Genomic DNA, 22083 nt, shown 5'->3' on the forward strand with positions numbered 1-22083 from the left:
TGGAATCCCATCGAACGGATCCGTCGACATCTGGGCGCCCAGCGTCAACGTTTCGTTTCGCCTCGTTCCGTTGTGAACAGTGAGCCATGACGACTATAACGGAAATAAGCGCCATGTTAGCTTCCATTTCGGAAAATAGGGAAGTTAAACAATGCGCCATGGTGAGGGCGGCCTTCCGCTCGAAACGCTACTGCCGGACATTGTCACGGCGGAGGATCGTCTGGCCCGGCTGGACGAGCGGGTAAACCGGTCGGATGTGAAGGAAGGATTTCGCGAGCGCAGCCATTTTTTTGATGCAGCGGCCGTCCTCTGGGTCATGGGCGAGCTCGTACACGTGGAAGACATTGTTCTTCACGATGCGCATATGGATATCCGCACACCCAGCCATGAGCTGACCATCGCGCATGCGGTGCTCAGAATGCGTCGGAGGCTCTGGAGCGCGGACACGGACTGGGCCTTCACCGCCGGCCTGGCAGCCATTCGGGGGCAGGGGCATGAGCACGACGGCATCGAGCATGCCGTGCGGGAGACGAAGTTGAGCTTCGCGCAGGAGGCCGAAGCCGATATCGAAGCGCCCGACGAGCCACTGGCTGCGGAGCTTGCCGAGATCGACGCATTGCTCGCCCGCTCGCAACGATTGCTCGATGACCACGGGAAGGGAATGATTGGAAGAGAGCCAGCGTCGAAGCGGCCGCAAGGGGAGGCGAAAGACGCGACGTCCACCCAGACCGACCCGCTAGGGCTATTACACGATGAGGACTGGGACGAGGGGGAACGATTTAGCGAATGGCGCTCCGTCCTTTTCGAAGCGGATCAACTTCCCCCCACAATGGGGGCGGTGGTTCTCTACGACGCCTGGAGCAGGATCGAGCCGCTTCGCCGACAACACTGGCTGGGTGGTCTTCTCGCCAGCGCCTATCTGCGGCATCGGGGAAAGGTGAGCTCACATCTGTTCTGTTTCGATACCGGCCTGAAGGCCATTCGTCATGAGCGGCGTCGCTCCACGGATCGCTCGACAAGACTTGCTGCTTTCCTCGAGGCCATGACATTGTCGGCCGAGGCAGGTTTGAAGGAACTGGACCGGTTGGCGCTTGCGAGAATACAGATGGAGCGGCGGCTCAAGGACAGGCGCTCCAGCAGCAGCCTCCCAGCCCTCATAGAGTTCGTGCTTTCCCGTCCGATGGTGTCCGCGGCAATGATCGCCAAACATATCGGGGTCACGCCACGCGGCGCGCTCAACCTCATTGGGGAGTTGGGGATCCGGGAGATGACGGGCAGGGGCCGGTACAGGGCATGGGGCATCCTGTAGACCCGGCATTCAGTTGAACTATCCAAAATGCAATCCGGGGCAGGTGCGCCGTAACCCACCTGCCCCGGATCGGATGGCAAAGCGCCCGAAACCATCCACTCTCGCCATGAATGGATCGGGCGCTGCCGCGCTTCTATACCCCCTGAAGCGCGAACTTTACTCCCGCTCTCCCGTAAAGCTGAGGAGGAGCTGGAAGATGTTTACGAAGTTCAGGTAGAGCGACAGCGCACCGAAAACGGCGAGCTTCTGGTTCGCTTCCTGACCGAAGTTTTCCGAATACTGTTCCTTGATGTTCTGGGTGTCCCATGCCGTCAGGCCGACGAAGACGACGATACCGATGACGGAGATCGCGAACTGCAGCGCGCTGGAGCCCAGGAAGATGTTGACGATGCCGGCGATAATTACGCCAATCAGGCCCATCATCAGGAACGAACCGAACCGCGACAGGTCACGCTTGGTCGCGTAGCCGTAAAGGCTCGTCGCGCCGAACATGGTGGCGGCAATGAAGAAGGTCCGCGCGATGCTCGTGCCGGTGAAGACCAGGAAGACGGAGGCGAGCGACAGGCCCATGACGGCGCAGAAGGCCCAGAAGGTCATCTGTGCGGCGCTTGCCGACATCGTCTGTATGCGGAACGAGAAGAAGAAGACGAAGGCAAGTGGAGCCAGCATCACCACCCACTTCAGCGGTGTGGAGAAGATCGGCACGTAAAGGGCGGGCGTGCTGCCGACGATGAAGGCAACGATGCCGGTGATGACGAGGCCGAGACCCATATAGTTATAGACGCGCAGCATATGCTGGCGCAGGCCTTCGTCGAATTGGGCCTGGGAGACTGCGCCCGAGCCGTAACCGTATTGCGGATTCATATCTATCTCCTCACTTTGAGATCAGTACAGGGTGCGGGCGAGCCTTCCGGCCGCCTCGTCCAGATTTGTCTTGTTTCCGGTGGCAATCAGCGCATAGGCGACGTCACCGATTTGCCAGTAGGCTGCCTCGACACCGCTGACGGCCAAATGATGAACGCTCTGGACCGCAAAGGTGCCCGGGCGTACCGCAAAGAGAGACAGCCGTTCGCCGTTGTCCGCCGAGATCGCCATTTCGACGCTGGGGCCGAAATCCGACGGGTAGATCTGCACATCGGATGCCGTCCAATTCTTCGGCAGCTCGGGCATGACGATGGCGGTCGCGGCGCGGACTTCCTCGGCGCTGTAGGTCGTCGTATGGGCATGCGCCGGAATATGTTCGCGCAGCAAAGTCGTCTGATAGGCCCTGACGGCATCCTCGACAAAGGCCGGCGCCGGCACCGAAGCGGCGACCTCGGTCGCAGTGAAGGCGCCGAACGAGGTGTGTGCGATCCATCCGGCCGTCACCAGAAGTCCGACGGCCGCTACTTTCTGAAAGGAATTCAGCACACGACCATAAGACAGCCCGCGTTCCAGCCGGCGTGCGGCATCACGCGTTTCGGGCCGCCCGGGAACGCTCTCGCCGGCCAGCGCCAGGCGCAGCTCACCCTTCAGGCTGAGATCGGCCATGACCTTTGCCGCAATGGCCGGGTTTTCCGAGAGGTAGGATTCCACCTGGATGCGCCGCGCCACGTCGAGTTCACCATCCACATAGGCGTCGAGATCGGCGTCGATGATCGGATCAACTGTTTTCATTGCCGTTCCCTCCTATGAGCCTCAGATGCGAGACGCGGGGTGTCTTTTCCTCGAACTCCCTAAGCTGGGCGCGGGCCCGTGAAATGCGTGACATCAGGGTTCCGACGGGAATGCCAAGGGCATTCGCCGCTTCCTGATAGGAAAGATCCTCGATTGCGACCAGATGGAGCGCTTCGCGCTGTTCCTCCGGCAAACCGTAAAACGCGTCACGGACCTGCTGCAGGCGAACGACATGGTCCTGTGCAGCGGGCAGGGATTGCTCCGCCTCGACGGCGGCTTCGTCATGCCGCCGGGTCAGCGAGCGCGTCTTGCGCAGCCTGTCGATATGCACATTGTGCAGGATAGAGAGCAGCCAGTTGCGAAGATTGGCGCCGTGCCTGAAGGTCTTCTTGCGCTCATAGGCGCGCAGCAGCGCATCATGCACGAGATCTTCGGCATCGTCGGAATTCTTGACGAGCGAGCGCGCATAACGCCTCAGCGTTGCGAGCTGTCCAATAACATCGAATGGGCGTTCCTTGCGTTCCATACCCGAGTATACGGAAGCTGTGAAATTTTTATTCCCCGCGACCAGAGAATTTTTTCCGAAGGCTAGAAATTGCGTTCATCAAGCCAGTAGCAATTGTGTGTAGACGACACATCTTTACGTCTGCCAGGGACTATCGATCATGCCCCTTAACATCTGAAATGAGCACGTCAACGAGCTGGCGGAAAAAAGCAAAATCAACAAGACCGAGGCGGTCAGGATTGCCCTCGAAAGTGAATTGCGCCGCACCGATGACGTCATTCCGTTGTGGGAGCGTCTGAAAGCGCTTCGCGACCGGATTGCAGCCTATCCCGATGCCGGCGTTGCCGCTGACAAGATGTTTTTCGACGATCTGGGTGGTGGTTACTGATGTTCGTTGATGTGTGGTGATCCGCCATCATCATCATCATCATCATGCAAGCTTTTCAAGAAGTTGCGGCCTTGCCGTCCGAAAGTTCCTCCAGGATGGGGCAATCCGGCCGCTCGTTGCCATGGCAGGCATGGACGAGATGTTCCAGCGTGCGCCGCAGCTCCGTCAATTCACGGATCTTGCGGTCGATTTCGGACAGCTTTATCTGCGCGATTTCCTTGACGTCGGCACTCGCCCGGCTCTTGTCTTCATAGAGCGCGAGCAACTGGCGGCATTCCTCCACGGAAAAGCCGAGTCCTCGAGAACGGTGCAGAAAGCGCAGCTTGTGGACATCGGCGCTGCCATAGTCGCGATAGCCGTTCTCCGTCCGATCGGGACGGATGAGGCCGATATCCTCGTAATAGCGGATGGTCTTAGCCGGCAGGCCGGAGCGATCCGATGCTTCACCGATGTTCATTCTCGTTCTCCTACAATTTCTCCATCCGCAGCCTCAGCGCATTGGCGATGACCGAGACGGAGGACAGGCTCATGGCGGCGGCGGCAATCATCGGCGAGAGCAACCAGCCGAAGACCGGATAGAGAACACCGGCGGCAAGCGGGATGCCGAGGGCGTTGTATCCGAAGGCGAAGGCGAGGTTCTGCTTGATGTTGCGGATCGCCGCCTCCGAAAGGTGCCGGGCGCGGACGATGCCGTTGAGATCGCCTTTCACCAATGTAATACCGGCGCTTTCCATCGCAACATCAGCCCCCGTGCCCATGGCGATGCCGACATCGGCAGCGGCGAGCGCGGGCGCATCATTGACGCCGTCGCCGGCCATGGCGATGACCGCGCCCCTTGCGCGCAGTTCGTCGATAAGCGCCTTCTTTCCCTCCGGCAGGATGTCGGCGCGTATTTCGTCGATGCCGAGGCTGGTAGCGACCGCTTTCGCGGTGCGCGCATTGTCACCGGTCGCCATGATGATCTTGAGGCCGCTGTCATGCAGCGCCTTGATCGCGGCGGCAGTCGTCGGCTTGATGCGATCGGCGACGGCAACGAGGCCAGCGAGCCTTCCATCGACGGCGACGAACATCACGGTCTTGCCTCCGCCGCGCAATTCTTCCGTACGATCCCGCAAGGGCGCCGGGTCGATATTGAGATCGTTCATCATCGCGGCATTACCGAGCGCAACCGCCTTATTTCCGGTGCGGCCCTCAACGCCCTTGCCCGTCCTGGCTTCGAAATGGCTTATGTCGATGAGCCGGATACCGCGCTCCTCGGCGCCTGCGACGATCGCCTCCGCCAAGGGATGCTCCGATCCGCGTTCGAGGCTGGCGGCGAGGGTCAGGAGATCCTTGTCATTTATGTCGCCAATGGTCTCGACGTCGGTCAGGTTGGGCTTGCCTTCGGTCAGCGTGCCGGTCTTGTCGACGATCAGCGTATCGACCTTTGCAAAACGTTCCAGCGCTTCCGCATCCCGGATCAGAACGCCCGCCTGCGCCCCGCGTCCGGTGGCAATCATGATCGACATGGGGGTCGCGAGACCAAGTGCGCAGGGGCAGGCGATGATGAGGACCGCGACAGCCGCCAGCAGGCCGTTGGCCAGCCGTGGTTCGGGACCGACGAAGGCCCAGACGAGAAAGGCGACGATGGCCACGGCGACGACGGCGGGCACGAAGACGGCCGAGACGCGATCCGCCATGCCCTGAATAGGCGCGCGGGAACGCTGGGCCTTCGCAACCATGTCGACGATGCGCGACAGCATGGTGTCGGCGCCGACCTTTTCGGCGGTCATCACAAGGGCACCGTTGCGGTTGATAGTGCCGCCGGTCAGCATATCGCCGGCTATCTTTTCGACCGGAAGCGGCTCGCCGGTGATCATCGATTCATCGACCGTCGATTGCCCTTCCACGACCGATCCGTCCACCGGCACGCGCTCGCCGGGGCGAATGCGCAGCCGGTCGCCGACAACGATATCTTCGACCGGTACGTCGATCTCCTTACCATCCGATGTGATGCGCCTTGCCGTTTTCGGCGCAAGGTCGAGGAGGGCGCGGATGGCCGATCCCGTTCGCTCACGAGCCTTCAGTTCCAGCACCTGGCCGACGAAGACGAGAGCAACAATGACCGCCGCGGCTTCGAAATAGACGGGAACGGCACCGCCATGGCTGCGGAAGCCGTGCGGAAAAAGGTCTGGGGCCAGCGTTGCAACCACGCTGTAGAGATAGGCGGCGCCGACGCCGAGACCGATCAGCGTCCACATGTTTGGGCTGCGATTGGCAATGGAGGCCAAGGCTCGGCGGAAGAAGGGCTGGGCTGCCCAGAGGACGACGGGCGTCGCCAGTGCGAGTTCGATCCAGCTCGCCAGCGGTTCACCGATAGATTCGCGGAAAGGCAGGCCGACCATCGGCCCCATGGCAAGAAGGAGCAAGGGTATCGAAAGACCGGCACTGATCCACAGGCGTCGGGTGAAATCGACAAGCTCCGGGTTCGGGCCTTCGTCACCGGCAGGCACACCCATCTGCTCCAGCGCCATGCCGCATTTCGGGCAATCGCCGGGGTGATCGGAGACGACCTCCGGATGCATCGGGCAGGTGTAGAGCGTGCCTTTGGGCATAGGCTTCGCCGCAGGTCTGTTGCCGTCACGATAGCTTGCCGGGTCGGTTTCGAACTTCGCCTGGCAGCCCGCCGAGCAGAAATAGAATTTCTCACCCTCATGCTTCAGGAAATGCCCTGCGGTTGCGCGGTTGACGCTCATGCCGCAGACGGGATCCTTTGCCGTCAGGAAATCCTCGGGAACTGCCTCGAATTTCTTCCGGCAGCCGTCGCAGCAGAAATGATAGGTGTGGCCATTATATTCGAGCGAGGGCTTGCCCGCATTCGGATCGACCATCATGCCGCAGACCGGATCGCGCACTACCGTACCGACGGGTACATGACCGTGGTCCGGGTGATCATGATGATTGTGTTCGTGATGGTGATGGTCGTGGTTGCTGTTCATAGATGTCTCCACATGCCCGGTTTCGAGCAGTCGGACATGTTTATGAACCTTCCAGCAACTGGAAGGTCAAGCGGAAAATCGCCGGCAGTTCAATGATGTTCGAAAGAGCGGCGGCTGACCATGTAGGTTCGCGGCGATGTCCCGAGCATTCGGCGGAACATCGTCGTGAAGGCAGCGACACTTTCATAGCCGGCTTCGAGCGCGACATGGGTTACGGGCGAGCCTTCGGCGAGCTGCGGCAGGCAGGCAAAGACGCTCGCCTGCTGGCGCCAGGTCACGAAGCTGATACCAGTCTCCTTGCGAAAGAGACGGGTGAAGGTCCTACGGCTCATCGCCAGCCGTTCGGCCCAGTCGTCCAGTCGCGCATTCGGCGACGGGGCCTCCATATAGGCACGACAGAGTGCCGCGAGACGTCTGTCTGCGGGGAAGGGGAGCCCGAGGGGGCGCTCCTCAAGGGTTGCTATCTCCTCGACAAGCAGTGACAGGACAAGCTCGGCCTTGCGGTTCGCAGCCTGCGCCTCCTGCAAACGGATCGCCTCGAGAAGAAGACTGCGGGCGAGTTCGGTTACTTCGAGCACCTTCGGCGTCTCGTCGCGCGCCGAATCGTCACGCGGCATGATGTAGACCGATTTCATGCTGACGTCGCTCAGCATTTCCACCGAGTGTGGCAGGCCATGGGGAATGAGAAGAGCATGTCCTGGAGGGATCATCCACCGCCCTCGCGCGGTCGCGACCAGGACCACGCCGGCAAAGACACAGAGCAGCTGCGTGCGCCGGTGGCTGTGTTCCGGAACGACGTAACCGTGCGGCGGTTCGGCGCTGTGAACCAGGACATCGGCGGGCGACTCCTCCATCCAGCGCATGTTGCGATCATGGTCGCTGTTGAGGGTCGCCAGCAGTTGCTGCGAAAGCTTTTCCATTTTGGCCCGATCGAGAAAGAAGTGGACCAAAACACAAAAGCAGGTCAGCGGCAAGGCGGGTAAAAGCGGATGCAGCAGTGCGGACCGAAAGATTTCCGCGCAGAAGGGAATATCTGATGGTTGCGGCATTTCCGGACACTAAGGCCCGGTTCGAAAAGACGACGTTGTCCATTCTGTTCGCGGTGAGCTTTTGTCACCTGCTGAACGATATCATGCAGTCGCTTCTCGCCTCGCTCTATCCGCTGTTCAAGGCCAATTACAACCTCGACTTCGTCCAGATCGGTCTCCTGACGATGACGTTTCAGGTGACGGCATCTCTGCTGCAGCCGCTCGTCGGCATCGTCACGGATCGGTGGCCGATGCCGTACTCCTTGCCGGTCGGCATGGCGAGCACCTTCTGTGGCCTGATCCTGCTCGGCAATGCCGGCAGTTTCGAGCTGCTCCTCGTTGCCGCGAGCCTGATCGGCTTCGGTTCGGCGGTTTTCCACCCGGAATCCTCGCGGATAGCGCGCCTTGCGTCCGGCGGCCGCCATGGACTGGCGCAGTCGCTGTTCCAGGTCGGCGGCAATGCCGGCCAGGCCATCGGCCCGCTGCTTGCTGCCTTCATTGTCCTGCCCTTTGGGCAGCACAGCGTTGCCTGGTTCGCGGCGATCGCCATGCTGGGCATGGTGGTGCTGAGCTGGGTCGGTAACTGGTATATGAGCCATCGACGCCAAAGTGCAGGGAAACCGGCCGCTAGCCGAGCCTTGCCGTTGCCGCAGAGCAAGATCATCTGGGCTCTGCTCATCCTCGTCCTGCTGACGGCGACGAAGAATGTCTACATGGCGAGCATATCGAGCTACTTCACCTTCTATGTGATCGACAAGTTCCATCTCGCCGTGCGCGACGCGCAGCTGATGCTCTTCCTCTTCCTGGGATCCGTCGCTGCCGGGACATTCCTCGGCGGACCGATCGGCGACCGTTTCGGCGCGCGCTTTGTGATCTGGTTCTCGATCCTCGGCGTCATTCCCTTCGCGCTGATGCTGCCCTATGCCAACCTCTTCTGGACGGGCGTGCTGAGCGTCGTCATCGGCCTTATCTTCGCTTCCGCCTTCTCCGCCATCGTCGTCTTTGCGCAGGAGCTCGTACCCGGCCGGGTCGGGCTGATCGCGGGGATCTTCTTCGGTTTCGCCTTCGGAGCCGGCGGTCTTGGTGCGGCGTTCCTCGGAGACTTCGCCGATACACATGGCATTGCCTTCGTCTACCGGCTCTGCTCGTATCTGCCGCTGCTCGGCCTGTTCACGATCCTGTTGCCGCGCTTGCCCAGATATCGATAAAGCTGGTTTTTAGCGGCGCGCCAGCTTAAAGCTGCAGAGTGCTTCGGCAAAGCAGTGGCGGATCAGCAAGCCATCCCGACGGTCTCGCCGATCCAGGCTCACGACGGTCCCTCAGCCTTTGCTGGTGGCCCTCACGAATGCGGCAAGTTCCTGTCCATACCGAACCGGCTCTTCGTAGAAGGGGCTGTGTCCGCTCTCCGCGTAAAGCGAAAGCCGGCTTTCCGCATGGATCGCCTTGATCCGTTCGGACATCGCGATACCGACGAGCCGGTCATGGACGCCATGACTGAGCAGGATCGGCCCATTGAAATCCCTGAAGACAGGCTCGAGATCGGACGTCTCCGTCTTGACGAAGCCTTCGTTCACGGCGCGAGCCGTCATGCCGTTAACGACCAGCATGCGTTGCAGTTCGATCTCAGTCGGCAGCTTATGGAAGCAGGCGGCGAGGAAGTCGGCCGTTGCCGCGGTCCTCTCGGCCAGATCGTGGGACGTGGTGGTACGGGTGAATGTGGCCGCCTCCTCTGTGAGGAGATCCGGTGATAATTTGGTGACGGCATCGACAAGGTTGATCCCGGCGATTTGCGAGCCTCCATATTTGCGCAGATAGGCGCCGGCCACGAAGCCGCCGAGCGACCATCCTACGAGTACCGGCCGGCGAAGCTTCGCGCCGGCGATCACGGCGGCAACGTCATCGGCCCATCGATCGGCGTCGGAATAGGCATCAGGCGTGGTCGGCTTGTCGGAATCCCCGTGACCGCGCAGATCGAAGCTGACAATCCGGAAGCCTGACAAGCTCTCGTCGGCGAACTGCTTCTCCCAACTCAACCTGCTCTGGCGCAGACCGTGGATGAAGAGGATCTCGGAGGCCTGCGGGTTGCCTTGTGCTTCGCCAGCCAGCGCCGTGCCGTCGGCCGAGTGGACGAAGAACTGCTCACGCGCGGCCCGAGGGGCTGCGGCGCCGGCCGCGTCGGAATTCGTTCCACGGCTGGAGGGCATGCCAGTTTGAGGCGCGGCATAAGCGGTTTGGACGGCAAGGGCTGTGAGGCCGACGGCGCCAGCGAGGAATGAACGTCTTGAGTGATCCATAGAGTACGCTCCATATTGTTTAGCGAGCGCTATTCAACTAACTTGACTTCGTTTGTCAAGGGTTGTTTAGTGCCCGCTATGGAACGAGATACCAAATCACGTGGCGGGCGGCCGTGGAGCTTCGATCGGGACAAAGCGATCGAGACGGCGATGAGGCTGTTCTGGCGACACGGTTACGAAGGTGTGTCGATCGGCGATCTGACGAAGGAGATCGGGATTGCGCCGCCGAGTCTTTACGCTGCGTTCGGCAGCAAGGCCGGGCTCTATCGAGAAGCCCTTGATCGTTACGAGGAAGCCTTTGGTTCGCTTGATATGGCTTCGGTGAGCTCGGCCACCTCACTGGCCGAGGCAGTCCGCGCGCTGCTGGAGGGAGCGGTCCGGGCCGTGACGCATCCTGATCGCGAGCGTGGCTGCATGATCTCCAGCGGCATGATCGCCTGTCACCCCGACCACGCCGCGCTCGCCCGCGACGCAGCCGCGCGACGTGAAGTAATGCGCGATAGGATCGAACGGGCCCTCCGGCCGTTTGCAGGCCCGGATGAGGTCCGGCGGCTGGCGCGCCATCTGTCTGCCGTCATGCAGGGTATTTCGATCCAGGTGCGGGACGGTGCTGCGCCAGCGGAATTGGAGGAAATTGTTGAAGATGTCGTCTTGGGCGTGGCCGGTCGGTACCCCCGAAGAAGACGCGACGAGCACTAACGGCGGCAGGAATCCAAAGGGGCGCCCCCAGACGGATACATTAGGCAAGGACCAGCTCAGGACAGCGGCGCATGGACTGGATCAGTCCTTTCACGATCCTTTCGCCGACCTCTACGAGGCCGAAATCCTTGTTGGAGCGCAGCCATTCGGCAAGCAGGCCGTTCATCGAACATTGAAAGGCGCGGGCGGCAATCTCGGCAGTCCATCCCGGCGCCAGCAAACCCCGTTCCTCGGCAAGGCTCATCTTTTCCATGAGCTTTTCATACATCTCGCGATTTGCGGCGACGATGCGGGAGAGGACGTCAGACGTTTCATCGCTCACCTCGCAACCGAGCGTGATGATGGCGTAAATGCGCTGCTGGTGTTCGTCTTGTGCGAGCAAATTCAGGACGGAGGTCGCTCCGCTTTCGATGATGCTGAGAGGATCGTCCGGGCCATGCTGCTCCAGCGCCTTGCTGATGATGGCCTCCTGGGGAAAACGGATCTGCGCCTGAAGTGCGGTCAGTACCTCGGCCTTATCCTTGAAGTGCCAATAGATCGCTCCGCGGGTGACGCCGGCTCGCCTGGCGATCTCCTCGAGGCTCGATCGGCTGACGCCATTCTCAAAGAACACCTGAGCCGCTGCAGCCAGCACATCTTCGCGGGTTTTTGCCGCCTCTTCCTTTGTTCTGCGCATGCAGTCTCCCGGAATTTTTTACCGGGCCTCACGCCCTTTTGATATTTACAATCATCCATGTATGTTTATATGCTGCAGCGCAACAATGCAATATCGCGGTGAATTTTATGACGTTACATCTATCGCAAATTGTTCGGCGGGGTTTTCTCGTTGCGGCGCTCAGCCTTCCGGCAGGCGCATCCTTAGCACAGCAGGCAGGGCAGACACCGCCGCCCCCGCCGGTGACTGTCATGGATGTCAAGCCTGCGACCGTGCCGCTGACCTATCAATATGCAGCGCGCATCGCCGCCTACCGGCAGGTCGAAGTGCGGGCGCGTGTCGGCGGTATTCTGTTGAAGCGGAACTTCATTGAGGGATCGGAGGTCAAGGCCGGCGACGTGCTCTTCCTGATCGATCCGGCCCCCTATGCGGCCGCCCTTGCCCAGGCGCAGGCCCAGTTGAAGCAGGCGCAGGCGCAACTGAGCCAAGCGCAGCGCGAGGAAAAGCGCAACATCAGTCTCTTCGGCCAGAACGCCAGCAGCGAGAAGACCCGCGACGATGCCATCTCCGCCCGAGAACTCGCGGAAGCCGCGGTTGCGGCCGCGCAGGCGCAGGTACAGACTGCCCAGCTCAACCTCGATTACACGCAGGTCACGGCGCCGATCGGCGGCATCACCAGCCTTGAGCAGGTCTCCGAAGGCAGCCTGATCGGGACCAGCGGTGATGCCGGGCTTCTGACCAGCATCACGCAGCTCGATCCCGTCTATGTCAACTTCTCCTTTTCCGACAGCGAGGCCGCCGAAGTGCGCCATCTGCTCGACGTGAAGAAGGCCAAGGGCGAGGAGCCGAAACTCGGCGTGAAGATCTCTTTTGGCGATGGCAGCACCTACGATCGGGAAGGTCTCGTAGACTTCACCTCCAGCACGATCGATCTCGAAACCGGTACGCTGCAGGCGCGCGCCGTCGTCGACAATCCGACGCGCCGCCTGCTGCCGGGCCAGTTCGTCCGCGCCACGGTGACCGGTGTATCCATGGACAACGCCATCACCATTCCGGAAATATCGCTGATGCAGAGCCCGCAGGGCCAGTTCGTCTATACCGTCGATGACAAGGGCAATGCGCGCGCCAATCCGGTCACACTCGGCCAGAAGGTCGGAGACGACTGGATCGTCCTTTCCGGCCTCAAGGAAGGCGACAAACTGATCACCGAGGGCGTCATCAAGGTGAGGCCCGGCGCGCCGGTTCAGGTCACTGCGGCAACGGCCGAAAATAAGGTGGCGGCGAAATAATGAATCACAGATTCTTCATTGATCGCCCCGTCTTCGCGGCGGTGATTTCCATCGTCATCGTGCTTGCGGGTATCGTGACGCTGCGCATCCTGCCGATCGCGCAATATCCGGAACTGACGCCGCCGCAGGTGGTCGTCTCCGCTACCTATCCCGGCGCCAGCGCCGAGACTGTCGCCCAGACCGTTGCAGCGCCATTGGAGCAGCAGATCAACGGCGTCGAAAACATGCTCTACATGCAGTCGACGAATTCCAACAGCGGCGCGATGCAGATCACCGTCACCTTCGCGCTAGGCACCGACCCGGACCAGGCGGCGATCAACGTCAACAACCGTGTTCAGCGCGCCACCTCGACGCTGCCCGAAGACGTGACACGCCTTGGCGTCGTCGTCACGAAGCGTTCGACGTCCATCCTCGGCTTCGTGGCGATGTACTCGCCCGACAGTCGCTACGACCGCGCCTTCGTCGGCAACTACGCGCTCCTCAACGTTGTCGACGACCTGAAGCGCATTCAGGGTGTCGGCGACGTCAACCTGCTCGGCGATATCGATTATTCGATGCGCATCTGGCTTAGGCCCGACAAGCTGGCGCAATATAATCTGACGCCAAGCGACGTGGCGACGGCGATCCGCGAGCAGAACGCGCAGTTTGCGGCCGGCAGGTTCGGCGACCAACCAGACGAAAAGAAGCTTGCCTTCACCTACACTGTAACGACGCAGGGACGTCTGCCCGACGTCAATGCCTTTGGCGACATCATCCTGCGGTCGGACTCCAATAACGCCGCGACGCTGAGGCTGAAGGATGTCGCGCGCATCGAGCTCGGGACGAAGAGCTACGCTATCCAAAGCAGCCTCAACGGGACGCCGGCCGTTCCGATCGCGGTCTACCTGCAGCCGGGCGCCAATGCGCTGAACACGATGTCGGCGCTGAAAGCCCGCCTCGACGAGCTGCAGAAGTCCTTCCCGGAAGGCATCACCTATCAGATTCCCTACGACACGACGAAATTCATCCAGGTCTCCATCGATGAAGTGATTCACACTTTCATCGAGGCGATCGTCCTCGTGGTGCTCGTCGTCTTCGTCTTCCTGCAGAATTGGCGAGCGACGCTCATTCCCGTCATCGCCGTGCCGATCTCGATCATCGGCTCGTTTGCGGGCATGTACATGCTCGGCTTCTCCATCAATCTGCTGACGCTCTTTGGCCTTGTGCTCGCGATCGGTATCGTCGTCGACGATGCGATCGTCGTGCTCGAGAATGTCGAGCGATTGATGACGACGGAGAAACTGCCGCCGAAGCAGGCGGCCATCAAGGCGATGAGCGAAGTGACCGGGCCGGTCGTTGCCATCGTCCTGGTGCTCTGCGCAGTCTTCATTCCGGTCTCCTTCATGGGCGGGTTGGCCGGGCAGATGTACAAGCAGTTCGCGGTGACGATCGCGATCTCCGTGACGCTGTCGGGCATCGTGGCGCTGACGCTGACGCCGGCGCTCTGCGCCATCATCCTGAAGCCGGGCCATCACGAACCGATCCTGCCCTTCCGCATCTTCAACCGCGCCTTCGAGAAGCTGACGGACGGCTATTCGGCGGGTGTGGCCTTCTTCGTGAAGCGCTTCGTGCTCGGTGTCGTGCTGGTCGCATTGCTGATCGGTGCTACAGGCTATCTTTTCTACATCGTGCCGGGCTCACTCGTTCCCGATGAGGACCAGGGCGTGCTCTTCGAGATCGCTATCCTGCCGCCGGCGGCCTCGCTCACCCGGACCCAGGCTGTCATGGACCAGTCGCTGGAGAATACGAAGAAGCATCCGGCCGTCGACAATGTCTTCGCGGTCTCCGGTTTCGACCTCTTGTCGGGCGGGCTCAAGACCAGCGCCGGCGTCTCCTTCGTCACGCTCAAGGACTGGAGCGAGCGCAAGACGCCGGATCTCGACGCGCGCAATCTTGCGGGTCCGCTGATCGGTATGAACATGGGCATCAAGGACGCCATGGTGCTCGCTTTCAACCCCCCGCCGATCATGGGTCTCAGCACGACCGGCGGCTTCGAAGTCTACGTGCAGGACCGCACAGGTGGCGGCATCGCGGGTCTCGCCGAGCAGACGGCGAAGCTCGTCGAGGCGGCATCCAAGCGGCCGGAGCTGGCTGCGGTACGCACGACCTTCGATACCAGCGTGCCGCAGTTCCGCGCCGATCTCGACCGTGAGAAGGCGAAGGCGCTCGGCGTGCCGATCAACTCGGTCTTCGACGCCATGCAGGCGACGTTCGGCAGCCTCTACGTCAATGATTTCACGCTCTACGGCCGCAACTATCAGGTCAACCTGCAGTCAGAAGCGCCGTTCCGTGAATCGCCCGAGGACCTCAGGCAGGTTTTCGTGCGCGCCGACAGCGGCAAAATGATTCCGCTTGATACGCTGGTGAAGGTCACGCGCGTCATTGGCCCGGATCAGCTCGAGCGCTACAACGCCTTCAACGCGGCCAAGGTCACGGGCAATCCGGCCCCCGGCTATACCTCCGGCGATGCCATCAAGGCGATGCAGGAGGTGGCGCAGCAGACCCTGCCTCCAGGCTTCCAGGTCGCCTGGACCGGCTCGGCCTATCAGGAACTCGAGACCAGCGGCGCAGGCACGCAGGCGATGATTTTCGGCGTCATCATGGTGTTCCTGATCCTCGCTGCCCAATACGAGAAGTGGAGCCTGCCGCTCGCCGTCATTACCGCGATCCCCTTCGCGCTGTTCGGCGCGCTGCTTGCCACGCACCTGCGTGGGCTGACGAACGACGTCTACTTCCAGATCGGCATGGTGACGCTCATCGGCCTTGCGGCCAAGAACGCCATCCTGATCGTGGAATTTGCCGTGTTGAAACGGCATGAGGGCATGAGCGCCGGCGAGGCGGCGATCGAAGCGGCGCGGCTGCGCTTCCGGCCGATCGTCATGACCTCGCTCGCCTTCATCCTGGGTGTCGTGCCGCTGGCAATCAGCACCGGTGCGGGTTCGGCAAGCCGTCACGCCATCGGTACGGGCGTCATCGGCGGCATGCTGGCTGCGACCTTCATCGCCACCTTCTTCATTCCGATGTTCTACCGCCTGATTGCCTGGAAACAGCCCAAGCCGGCCGAAGACGAGGAAGCGCATACGGCAATCGCACAAGAGCCGAAGGAATCGGCCGTGTAACCTGCAAGGTTCAGACTGCCTGCCGCAACAGTCTGCGCAGGCAGCCATGGCTCATTTCACAGTCTGACCTATTCCGGAGCCTGCCGCAACGGCACAAAGCCGATCTCCCTGCGGCGCGGTCCCTCCTGTCTCAGGGTCCGAACCATTTCCTCGTACTCTCGCTCGACTTCCGGCGTGACCGACGGCCGTGTCTCCGAGAGCGCTTTCAGGAAGTGATCCTTGTTGACGATTGCCGCATCCAGGGATTCCCGCAGGGCAATCAGTCCTGCGCGCCGCGTGAGATCTTCAAGGTCTGCTCCGGTGAAGCGCTCCGTTTGCTCTGCCAGCTCATCAAGATCGACATCATCGGCCAATGGCATGTTCCGGGAATGAATGCCCAGGATCTTGCGGCGACCCTTTGCATCGGGAACCGGGACATAGACGAGCTCGTCGAAACGGCCGGGGCGCAGCAGGGCGGGGTCCAGCAGGTTGGGGCGGTTCGTTGCGGCAAGAACGACAATGCCCTGCATTTCCTCCAGACCGTCCATTTCCGCGAGCAGCGTGTTGACCACTCTTTCGGTGACGGCCGGCTCCCCTATACCGACACCGCGTACCGGCGCGAGAGAGTCGATCTCATCGATGAAAATGACTGTCGGCGCGACCTGGCGGGCTCGCTCGAACAGACGTGAGACCTGTTGTTCCGATTCGCCGTACCATTTCGACAGAAGGTCGGATGATTTCGTGGCGACGAAGTTCGCCTCGGCCTCGCGGGCGACGGCTTTGGCGAGCAGCGTCTTTCCGGTTCCCGGGGGACCGAACAAGAGGAAGCCTTTCGCGGGCCGTATTCCCATCCTCTTGAATGACTGCGGCGCTTTGAGCGGCAGTTCGACACCCTCGCGCAGCCGCATCTGCGCGTCGTCGAGACCACCGATGTCGCTCCAGCCGACGTTGGGAGCCTGGATCATGATCTCCCTCAAGGCGGAAGGTTGAATACGCTTCATAGCACTTAGGAAGTCGTCCTGCCCGACATTGAGCTTCTCCAGAATCTCGGGCGGTATGCCTTCGCGCAGGTTGATCTCAGGCAGAACACGACGCAGAGCGTCCATGGCGGCCTCACGAACGAGTGCTCCGAGATCGGCTCCCACAAATCCGTAGGTCGTGCGGGCGATCTCGTCGAGATCCGTGTCCGTGGCAAGCGGCATCCCACGCGTGTGGATCGCAAGAATTTCTCTCCGGCCGGTTTGATCTGGAACGCCGATCACAATTTCCCGATCGAAGCGACCCGGACGCCTCAAGGCTTCGTCTATGGCATCGCGCCGATTGGTGGCACCGATCACAACGATATTCTGTCGGGGCTCGAGGCCGTCCATCAAAGTCAGCAGCTGGGCGACGATACGGCGCTCCACTTCGCCGGTGACCTGCTCCCGCTTTGGCGCAATAGAGTCGATTTCATCGATGAAGATGATGGACGGTGCGTTCTGGGACGCCTCCTGGAAGACCTGACGCAGGCGCTCCTCCGATTCACCGTAGCGGCTTCCCATGATCTCCGGGCCGGCGATGTGGAAGAAATTGGCTTCGGTTTCATTGGCGACCGCACGCGCCAAAAGGGTTTTGCCGGTGCCGGGCGGCCCGTGCAGCAGGACACCCTTCGGCGGATCGATGCCGAGGCGCTGAAAGAGTTCCGGATGCCGCAAGGGCAGCTCGACCATCTCACGGACCTGGTCGACCGATGGGCCCAATCCCCCGATGTCGTCATAGGTTACATCGGCGCGGCGGGCTTCCTTGGGTTCTTCGAATTCAGGACGCAGCTCGACTTCAGTGGTCTCGGTCATCTGGACGATGCCACGCGGCTGCGTCGACACGACCACCAGGCGTATTTCCTGGAGGCCATAGGCCGGCAAATCGAGCATGCCACGCAAGACATCATCTGTCGCCCTGGGATCAGGCCTGTTGACGCGCTGATGCACGGATGTCGAAATGACGTCGCCGGCAAACATGGGGCGCCTCAGAAACGTTCGCTGCAGCGCTTCGCCGGATCCCTGCAGCCGCAGGTTTTTATGCGCCGGCGCAAGCACCACTTTCGTCGCCGGTTTCACTTCAGCTTTTTTGATTTCGATATGGTCTCCACTCGAAACGCCGGCATTCACGCGCTGCAGTCCATCCAATCTGATTATGGATAGTCCTTCATCTTCGTCATAGGCCCTGACCGCCACGGCTGCCGTATGGCGCTTGCCGATGATTTCAATGATCTCGCCCTCCTGGACACCCATACTGGCCATCGCCGACCTTCCAAGACGCGCAAATCCGCCGCCTGAATCCTGCGGACGCATATTGGCGACTTGCAGCTTTGCTACGGCAACATCTTCCGGCATTTTGGAGCACCTCGATAAGAACCACCAACTCGGCCATCTAGGACTTTACGGCGCGATGGAAAGGGGCACTTGAGCCATTGAAACTTCCTGTCAGCTCTCTTAGAAGTTCCAAAGTCATGTTTCTCCTCGGCGCGGAAGGGCTCGGTTTTCTCCGCGAAGCCGCAAAATCTCCCCTTTTAGGCTCCGAACGCCTCCACGGCTACTATATCAAAGTATGGTTTCAGCCTTGGCGTGGTGAACTACCTTGGTCCTGTTTTGAAGGAGGGTTCCAATGACTGTTCCCGCAATCGTTTGTGCCGTGATAACGGCGGTCAACCAACATGATACCGATCGTTTTCTGTCGCTTTTCGAAGAAGATGGCGCTGTCGATGATTGGGGGCGGGTGTTTAGCGGCCGCCAGGAGATCCGCGCGTGGTCGGATGAAGAGCTGATCGGCGTGGATGCAACATTTGAACTGAAGTCGACCGAGGAGAACGGCAATGTCGTCTCCATGGACGTCGTGGTCGACGGAGAAGGCTTCACCGGACCCAGCACCTTTTCCTTCGAGATGAATGGTCCGCTTATTTCAAATTTGAAGATCAGAGCCTAGGACAGAATGGTCTTGTCGGCGCCATGCCGGCTCGAAGAATATGGGCTGAAGCGCACCTTCGGCCTCGGGCGCCACATCGTCCCTTTCCGGCACTACCCTGAACATACGGTGCCGCGACTTGAACAATCAAACGGCAAGGCTGTATCCCTTCATCATTTCCTTTCCGGAGGTGATTCATGCCAGGCCCCAGCGTTGTTCCCGTTCGAGGCGATGAAGAGAAGCCCACTGACGCCGATGTGGTCGTTATCGGCGGGGGAATTATTGGAGCGGCAACGGCTCTGGAGCTGGCAGAGCGAGGCGTCAGGGTCGTCCTGTGCGAGAAGGGCGTAATCGGCGGAGAGCAGTCGAGCCGTAACTGGGGCTGGGTGCGGATCGCCATGCGTGATCCGCGCGAGGTTCCGCTGATGGCTGAGTCCTTGCGAATTTGGGACAACCTCGACAGGCGGACCGGGCGCGATACCGGCTTTGTTCGCGCGGGCATCATTTTCACCTGCGCGAGCGCCAAGGAGCTGGAGGAGCATGACCGATGGCGGCGCCATCTCGAGCCGCTCCAGATCGAGGCTCGCATGTTGACGCCGGCCGAGTTCCGCAACATGAATCCCGGTTCTCGCCTCGACTTGCATGGCGCACTCTATACCCCGGCCGATGGCCGAGCCGAGCCGCAGCGTGCAGCGCCGGCGATCGCAGAAGCAGCCCGCGACAAAGGGGCGACGATACTCACAGAATGCGCGGTCCGTGGCATCGAGCTTTCCGCCGGGGCTATATCGGGAGTGATCACCGAACGTGGTCCCATTTCCTGCCGCGCCGCTGTTCTTGCGGGCGGTGCATGGTCGAATTTGTTTTCGGGCCGTTTTGGCATTCATTTCCCGCAATTGAAGGTCATGAACACAGTACTGCGCACCCACCCTGTCGAGGGTGGACCCGAACAGACGATGTGGGCAAAGGACTTTGCTTTCCGAAAGCGCCAGGACGGCGGATATACGATCGCCTCCGGCTACGACAATATCGTCGATATCGTCCCCGCATCGTTTCGGTACGGTCGCCAATTCCTGCCGGCTTTCCGGTCGGAATGGCGCTCGCTGCGCTTTCGCCTCGGCGCACGATTCATTGACGAGGCCCGCATCCCCAGGCAGTGGTCGATGGATGAGGCAAGCCCGTTCGAGTACAACCGGATTCTCGATCCCGTCCCCTCAAAGGATTTCTCGAACAGAGCTTTTGCCGAACTGAGGAAGGCATTCCCTGCTTTCGAGCAGGCCCGAATCGCCCAACGCTGGGCCGGTTACATCGACGTAACGCCAGATGCCATACCGGTGATCTCTGAGGTTGAGAGCACTCCCGGTTTCTTCATTGCCACAGGATTTTCAGGACATGGCTTCGGCATCGGACCTGCGGCCGGCCGATTGATGGCCGACCTCGTAACCGGCCGTATGCCGGTCGTTGATCCTACCGCGTTTCGGCTGTCCCGATTTTCGGATGGCTCCAAAATTAGCCTGATGACTGGGCATTGAGAGCTAAATCAGGCGGTCGCGATTCGAGGCTCGCGCACGTTGAGCGACCGCATCTGCGAGTTCGTCATCCCATGCTGGGCCGGAAAGCAGATCGTCGACGAGCGTCGGCCGGCCGGCGCGCAGCGCATCATAATCGCTGGCGGACAGCACGACGGCCGCGCGTTCACCGCGCAGGGTAACGATCTGCGGACCTTCGAGGTGGGCTTTCTGCACCACCTTGGAAAACCGGTTCAACGCTTCTTCCACTGCCATTCCATAAATGGAAGCTCCCTAGTAGACTGTCTAGCTGATAGTGCCAACTACCGACGGGTCAAGGCCAGAATTCCCGCGATCGAGGGCGCACGATAGAGATGATCCCTATGTTTGGCGATGATGCCTCGAAGCCGTTCGCGTGCCCGGCAGCTAAGACATAGGCGCCATCCGCCTTGATCGCCAATCCGATGGCGCCTGTTAGCATCCCACTTCGCCTGAAATGAGCTTGAACCTATAGCAGCTTACGCCTTGCAAGATTAGTCATCAGCGCCGAAATGCCGAAGGTCCAGGGCGGGCATTCCGTGGAAAGTCGCACCGTGTTGACGAGCGTGCCGAGGCCGGCCGATGCGATCTCGACGCGGTCGCCGATCTTATGGGTGAAGCCCTGGTTCGGAGCGTCGCGATCCTGGGTCGGCGCGAAAAGCGTGCCGAGGAACAGCATGAAGCCGTCCGGATATTGGTGATGCGCGCCGCAGGTCTGCTTGACGAGATCGGTCGGATCGCGGCTGATCTGAGACATCGAGCTCTTGCCATGGAGCACGAAACCATCGTTGCCGGTCACGGTGAGATCGAGCTCGGCGCGCCTGATATCGTCAAGTCCGTAGCTTGCATCGAAGAGCCGAAGGAACGGGCCGATCGCACAGGAGGCGTTGTTATCCTTCGCCTTGCCGAGCAGCAGGGCCGAGCGCCCCTCGACGTCGCGCAGGTTGACGTCGTTACCGAGCGTTGCTCCCTTGATCTCGCCGCGGCTGTTGACGGCGAGCACGATTTCAGGCTCCGGATTGTTCCAGGTCGAGATCGGGTGCAGGCCGACGGCGGCACCCCAGCCGACCGAGGAGAGGACCGGCGACTTCGAGAAGACTTCCGCATCCGGACCGATGCCGACTTCCAGATATTGCGACCACATGCCTTCCTCGATCAGCGCCTGCTTGACCTTGGCCGCTTCCGGCGAACCGGCTTTGATGTTGTTGAGGCTGCCGCCGATCAGCGTGCCGACGCGCTCGCGTATCCCGGCGGCGCGATCCGGGTTGCCGGCGGCCTTCTCTTCGATGACGCGCTCGATCATGGATTGGGCAAAAGTGACGCCGCAGGCCTTGATTGCCTGCAGGTCGGCGGGAGCAAGAAGGGAAGGCAGGGCCGGGTCCGGCTTGTCGGCGGAACTGTTGGCGGCAATCGCCTCCAGAGAGCCCAGCACCTTGCCGGATGCGGCACGGACAAAACCGGCGGCATCGTCCTTCTCCAGAAGCGCGGAGAGTGTCGGGGCCTGAGGCGAGGTGATATCGACCAGCTGGCCGTCGCGCAGCGCGACGAGACTTGGCCCGGATACGTCCGGATTCCAGACACGGCCAACAAACAGGCCACCGGCGGAAGTGGAATCGAGAATAGGAAACGACATCTGCAAGAACCTCCCAATATGCTGCACG

The 22083-nt window shown here is 61.0% G+C and carries 18 protein-coding genes and 1 pseudogene; 8 read left to right on the plus strand and 11 right to left on the minus strand.

The window, feature by feature from the left end; all coding sequences use genetic code 11:
• The first annotated feature begins 151 nt into the window (after positions 1 to 151).
• The gene (locus AAE029_RS01460) at positions 152 to 1309 is read left to right on the plus strand and encodes an RHE_PE00001 family protein (RefSeq protein ID WP_371071006.1); all 1158 of its coding nucleotides are present in this window, start codon (positions 152 to 154) and stop codon (positions 1307 to 1309) included.
• 156 nt (positions 1310 to 1465) lie between these two features.
• On the opposite strand, the gene AAE029_RS01465 is transcribed toward AAE029_RS01460, so the two are convergent.
• Genes AAE029_RS01465 through AAE029_RS01475 form a run of 3 tightly spaced genes read right to left on the minus strand, consistent with a single transcriptional unit; the run spans position 1466 to position 3491 of the window.
• On the minus strand, positions 1466 to 2173 hold the full coding sequence (locus AAE029_RS01465) for a Bax inhibitor-1/YccA family protein (RefSeq protein ID WP_371071007.1): 708 nt from the start codon (positions 2171 to 2173) through the stop codon (positions 1466 to 1468).
• Positions 2174 to 2194: 21 nt separating this feature from the next.
• Positions 2195 to 2965 (minus strand): anti-sigma factor, encoded by a 771-nt coding sequence (locus AAE029_RS01470; RefSeq protein ID WP_371071008.1) that lies wholly within the window; start codon positions 2963 to 2965, stop codon positions 2195 to 2197.
• Positions 2952 to 3491, minus strand: coding sequence for a sigma-70 family RNA polymerase sigma factor (locus tag AAE029_RS01475; RefSeq protein WP_371071009.1), 540 nt, complete (start codon positions 3489 to 3491; stop codon positions 2952 to 2954). The genes AAE029_RS01470 and AAE029_RS01475 overlap by 14 nt, the downstream gene beginning before the upstream one ends.
• Positions 3492 to 3666: 175 nt before the next feature.
• Between AAE029_RS01475 and AAE029_RS01480 the strand changes: the two genes are divergently transcribed.
• Positions 3667 to 3858, plus strand: coding sequence for a type II toxin-antitoxin system VapB family antitoxin (locus tag AAE029_RS01480; protein WP_371071523.1), 192 nt, complete (start codon positions 3667 to 3669; stop codon positions 3856 to 3858).
• Between the two features lie 55 nt (positions 3859 to 3913).
• Here the strand turns inward: AAE029_RS01480 and cueR are convergent, their stop codons facing one another.
• The 3 genes from cueR to AAE029_RS01495 form a co-directional block, all read right to left on the minus strand.
• A complete protein-coding gene (gene cueR, locus AAE029_RS01485) occupies positions 3914 to 4315 on the minus strand; it encodes a Cu(I)-responsive transcriptional regulator (protein ID WP_371071010.1) in 402 nt (133 codons plus the stop codon).
• Between the two features lie 10 nt (positions 4316 to 4325).
• Positions 4326 to 6836: a heavy metal translocating P-type ATPase gene (locus tag AAE029_RS01490; RefSeq protein WP_371071011.1), complete on the minus strand. Its 2511-nt coding sequence runs from the start codon at positions 6834 to 6836 to the stop codon at positions 4326 to 4328.
• 89 nt (positions 6837 to 6925) lie between these two features.
• On the minus strand, positions 6926 to 7756 hold the full coding sequence (locus tag AAE029_RS01495) for a helix-turn-helix transcriptional regulator (protein ID WP_371071012.1): 831 nt from the start codon (positions 7754 to 7756) through the stop codon (positions 6926 to 6928).
• 116 nt (positions 7757 to 7872) lie between these two features.
• On the opposite strand from AAE029_RS01495, the gene AAE029_RS01500 reads away from it, so the two are divergent.
• Complete coding sequence (locus AAE029_RS01500) at positions 7873 to 9072, plus strand: MFS transporter (RefSeq protein WP_371071013.1); 1200 nt, start codon at positions 7873 to 7875, stop codon at positions 9070 to 9072.
• A 111-nt stretch (positions 9073 to 9183) separates the two neighbouring features.
• Here AAE029_RS01500 and AAE029_RS01505 read toward each other — a convergent pair whose 3' ends face one another.
• Positions 9184 to 10158, minus strand: a complete 975-nt coding sequence (locus AAE029_RS01505; RefSeq protein ID WP_371071014.1) for an alpha/beta fold hydrolase — start codon at positions 10156 to 10158, stop codon at positions 9184 to 9186.
• Between the two features lie 78 nt (positions 10159 to 10236).
• Between AAE029_RS01505 and AAE029_RS01510 the strand changes: the two genes are divergently transcribed.
• The gene (locus tag AAE029_RS01510) at positions 10237 to 10857 is read left to right on the plus strand and encodes a TetR/AcrR family transcriptional regulator (RefSeq protein WP_371071015.1); all 621 of its coding nucleotides are present in this window, start codon (positions 10237 to 10239) and stop codon (positions 10855 to 10857) included.
• Between the two features lie 40 nt (positions 10858 to 10897).
• Here AAE029_RS01510 and AAE029_RS01515 read toward each other — a convergent pair whose 3' ends face one another.
• Positions 10898 to 11533: a TetR family transcriptional regulator gene (locus AAE029_RS01515; protein ID WP_371071016.1), complete on the minus strand. Its 636-nt coding sequence runs from the start codon at positions 11531 to 11533 to the stop codon at positions 10898 to 10900.
• Positions 11534 to 11640: 107 nt separating this feature from the next.
• Here AAE029_RS01515 and AAE029_RS01520 point away from each other — a divergent pair, with 107 nt between their 5' ends.
• Together AAE029_RS01520 and AAE029_RS01525 are read left to right on the plus strand one after the other, a co-directional pair.
• Positions 11641 to 12801, plus strand: a complete 1161-nt coding sequence (locus AAE029_RS01520; protein ID WP_371071017.1) for an efflux RND transporter periplasmic adaptor subunit — start codon at positions 11641 to 11643, stop codon at positions 12799 to 12801.
• Positions 12801 to 15959 (plus strand): efflux RND transporter permease subunit, encoded by a 3159-nt coding sequence (locus AAE029_RS01525; protein WP_371071018.1) that lies wholly within the window; start codon positions 12801 to 12803, stop codon positions 15957 to 15959. The genes AAE029_RS01520 and AAE029_RS01525 overlap by 1 nt, the downstream gene beginning before the upstream one ends.
• A gap of 68 nt (positions 15960 to 16027) precedes the next feature.
• Here AAE029_RS01525 and AAE029_RS01530 read toward each other — a convergent pair whose 3' ends face one another.
• Positions 16028 to 18310, minus strand: a complete 2283-nt coding sequence (locus AAE029_RS01530) for a CDC48 family AAA ATPase (protein WP_371071019.1) — start codon at positions 18308 to 18310, stop codon at positions 16028 to 16030.
• A gap of 271 nt (positions 18311 to 18581) precedes the next feature.
• Here AAE029_RS01530 and AAE029_RS01535 point away from each other — a divergent pair, with 271 nt between their 5' ends.
• Both AAE029_RS01535 and AAE029_RS01540 read left to right on the plus strand, forming a co-directional pair.
• Positions 18582 to 18899 (plus strand): nuclear transport factor 2 family protein, encoded by a 318-nt coding sequence (locus AAE029_RS01535; RefSeq protein ID WP_371071020.1) that lies wholly within the window; start codon positions 18582 to 18584, stop codon positions 18897 to 18899.
• 176 nt (positions 18900 to 19075) lie between these two features.
• On the plus strand, positions 19076 to 20407 hold the full coding sequence (locus AAE029_RS01540) for an NAD(P)/FAD-dependent oxidoreductase (RefSeq protein ID WP_371071021.1): 1332 nt from the start codon (positions 19076 to 19078) through the stop codon (positions 20405 to 20407).
• A 3-nt stretch (positions 20408 to 20410) separates the two neighbouring features.
• On the opposite strand, the pseudogene AAE029_RS01545 reads toward AAE029_RS01540, so the two are convergent.
• Together AAE029_RS01545 and AAE029_RS01550 are read right to left on the minus strand one after the other, a co-directional pair.
• A pseudogene (locus tag AAE029_RS01545) lies at positions 20411 to 20664 on the minus strand (type II toxin-antitoxin system prevent-host-death family antitoxin).
• A 227-nt stretch (positions 20665 to 20891) separates the two neighbouring features.
• Positions 20892 to 22055, minus strand: coding sequence for a fumarylacetoacetate hydrolase family protein (locus AAE029_RS01550; RefSeq protein WP_371071022.1), 1164 nt, complete (start codon positions 22053 to 22055; stop codon positions 20892 to 20894).
• Positions 22056 to 22083: the final 28 nt, after the last annotated feature.

The organism is Sinorhizobium sp. CB7, assembly GCF_041357635.1.
GTDB lineage: Bacteria > Pseudomonadota > Alphaproteobacteria > Rhizobiales > Rhizobiaceae > Rhizobium.

Bases quoted from the DNA above. Each gene is read 5' to 3' on its own strand.
- AAE029_RS01520 (WP_371071017.1), top strand. From the start codon at position 11,641: ATGACGTTACATCTATCGCAAATTGTTCGGCGGGGTTTTCTCGTTGCG.
- AAE029_RS01460 (WP_371071006.1), top strand. From the start codon at position 152: ATGCGCCATGGTGAGGGCGGCCTTCCGCTCGAAACGCTACTGCCGGAC.
- AAE029_RS01505 (WP_371071014.1), bottom strand. From the start codon at position 10,158: ATGGATCACTCAAGACGTTCATTCCTCGCTGGCGCCGTCGGCCTCACA.
- AAE029_RS01530 (WP_371071019.1), bottom strand. From the start codon at position 18,310: ATGCCGGAAGATGTTGCCGTAGCAAAGCTGCAAGTCGCCAATATGCGT.
- AAE029_RS01535 (WP_371071020.1), top strand. From the start codon at position 18,582: ATGACTGTTCCCGCAATCGTTTGTGCCGTGATAACGGCGGTCAACCAA.
- AAE029_RS01465 (WP_371071007.1), bottom strand. From the start codon at position 2,173: ATGAATCCGCAATACGGTTACGGCTCGGGCGCAGTCTCCCAGGCCCAA.
- AAE029_RS01525 (WP_371071018.1), top strand. From the start codon at position 12,801: ATGAATCACAGATTCTTCATTGATCGCCCCGTCTTCGCGGCGGTGATT.
- cueR (WP_371071010.1), bottom strand. From the start codon at position 4,315: ATGAACATCGGTGAAGCATCGGATCGCTCCGGCCTGCCGGCTAAGACC.
- AAE029_RS01515 (WP_371071016.1), bottom strand. From the start codon at position 11,533: ATGCGCAGAACAAAGGAAGAGGCGGCAAAAACCCGCGAAGATGTGCTG.
- AAE029_RS01495 (WP_371071012.1), bottom strand. From the start codon at position 7,756: ATGGAAAAGCTTTCGCAGCAACTGCTGGCGACCCTCAACAGCGACCAT.
- AAE029_RS01540 (WP_371071021.1), top strand. From the start codon at position 19,076: ATGCCAGGCCCCAGCGTTGTTCCCGTTCGAGGCGATGAAGAGAAGCCC.
- AAE029_RS01470 (WP_371071008.1), bottom strand. From the start codon at position 2,965: ATGAAAACAGTTGATCCGATCATCGACGCCGATCTCGACGCCTATGTG.
- AAE029_RS01510 (WP_371071015.1), top strand. From the start codon at position 10,237: ATGGAACGAGATACCAAATCACGTGGCGGGCGGCCGTGGAGCTTCGAT.
- AAE029_RS01475 (WP_371071009.1), bottom strand. From the start codon at position 3,491: ATGGAACGCAAGGAACGCCCATTCGATGTTATTGGACAGCTCGCAACG.
- AAE029_RS01500 (WP_371071013.1), top strand. From the start codon at position 7,873: ATGGTTGCGGCATTTCCGGACACTAAGGCCCGGTTCGAAAAGACGACG.
- AAE029_RS01490 (WP_371071011.1), bottom strand. From the start codon at position 6,836: ATGAACAGCAACCACGACCATCACCATCACGAACACAATCATCATGAT.
- AAE029_RS01550 (WP_371071022.1), bottom strand. From the start codon at position 22,055: ATGTCGTTTCCTATTCTCGATTCCACTTCCGCCGGTGGCCTGTTTGTT.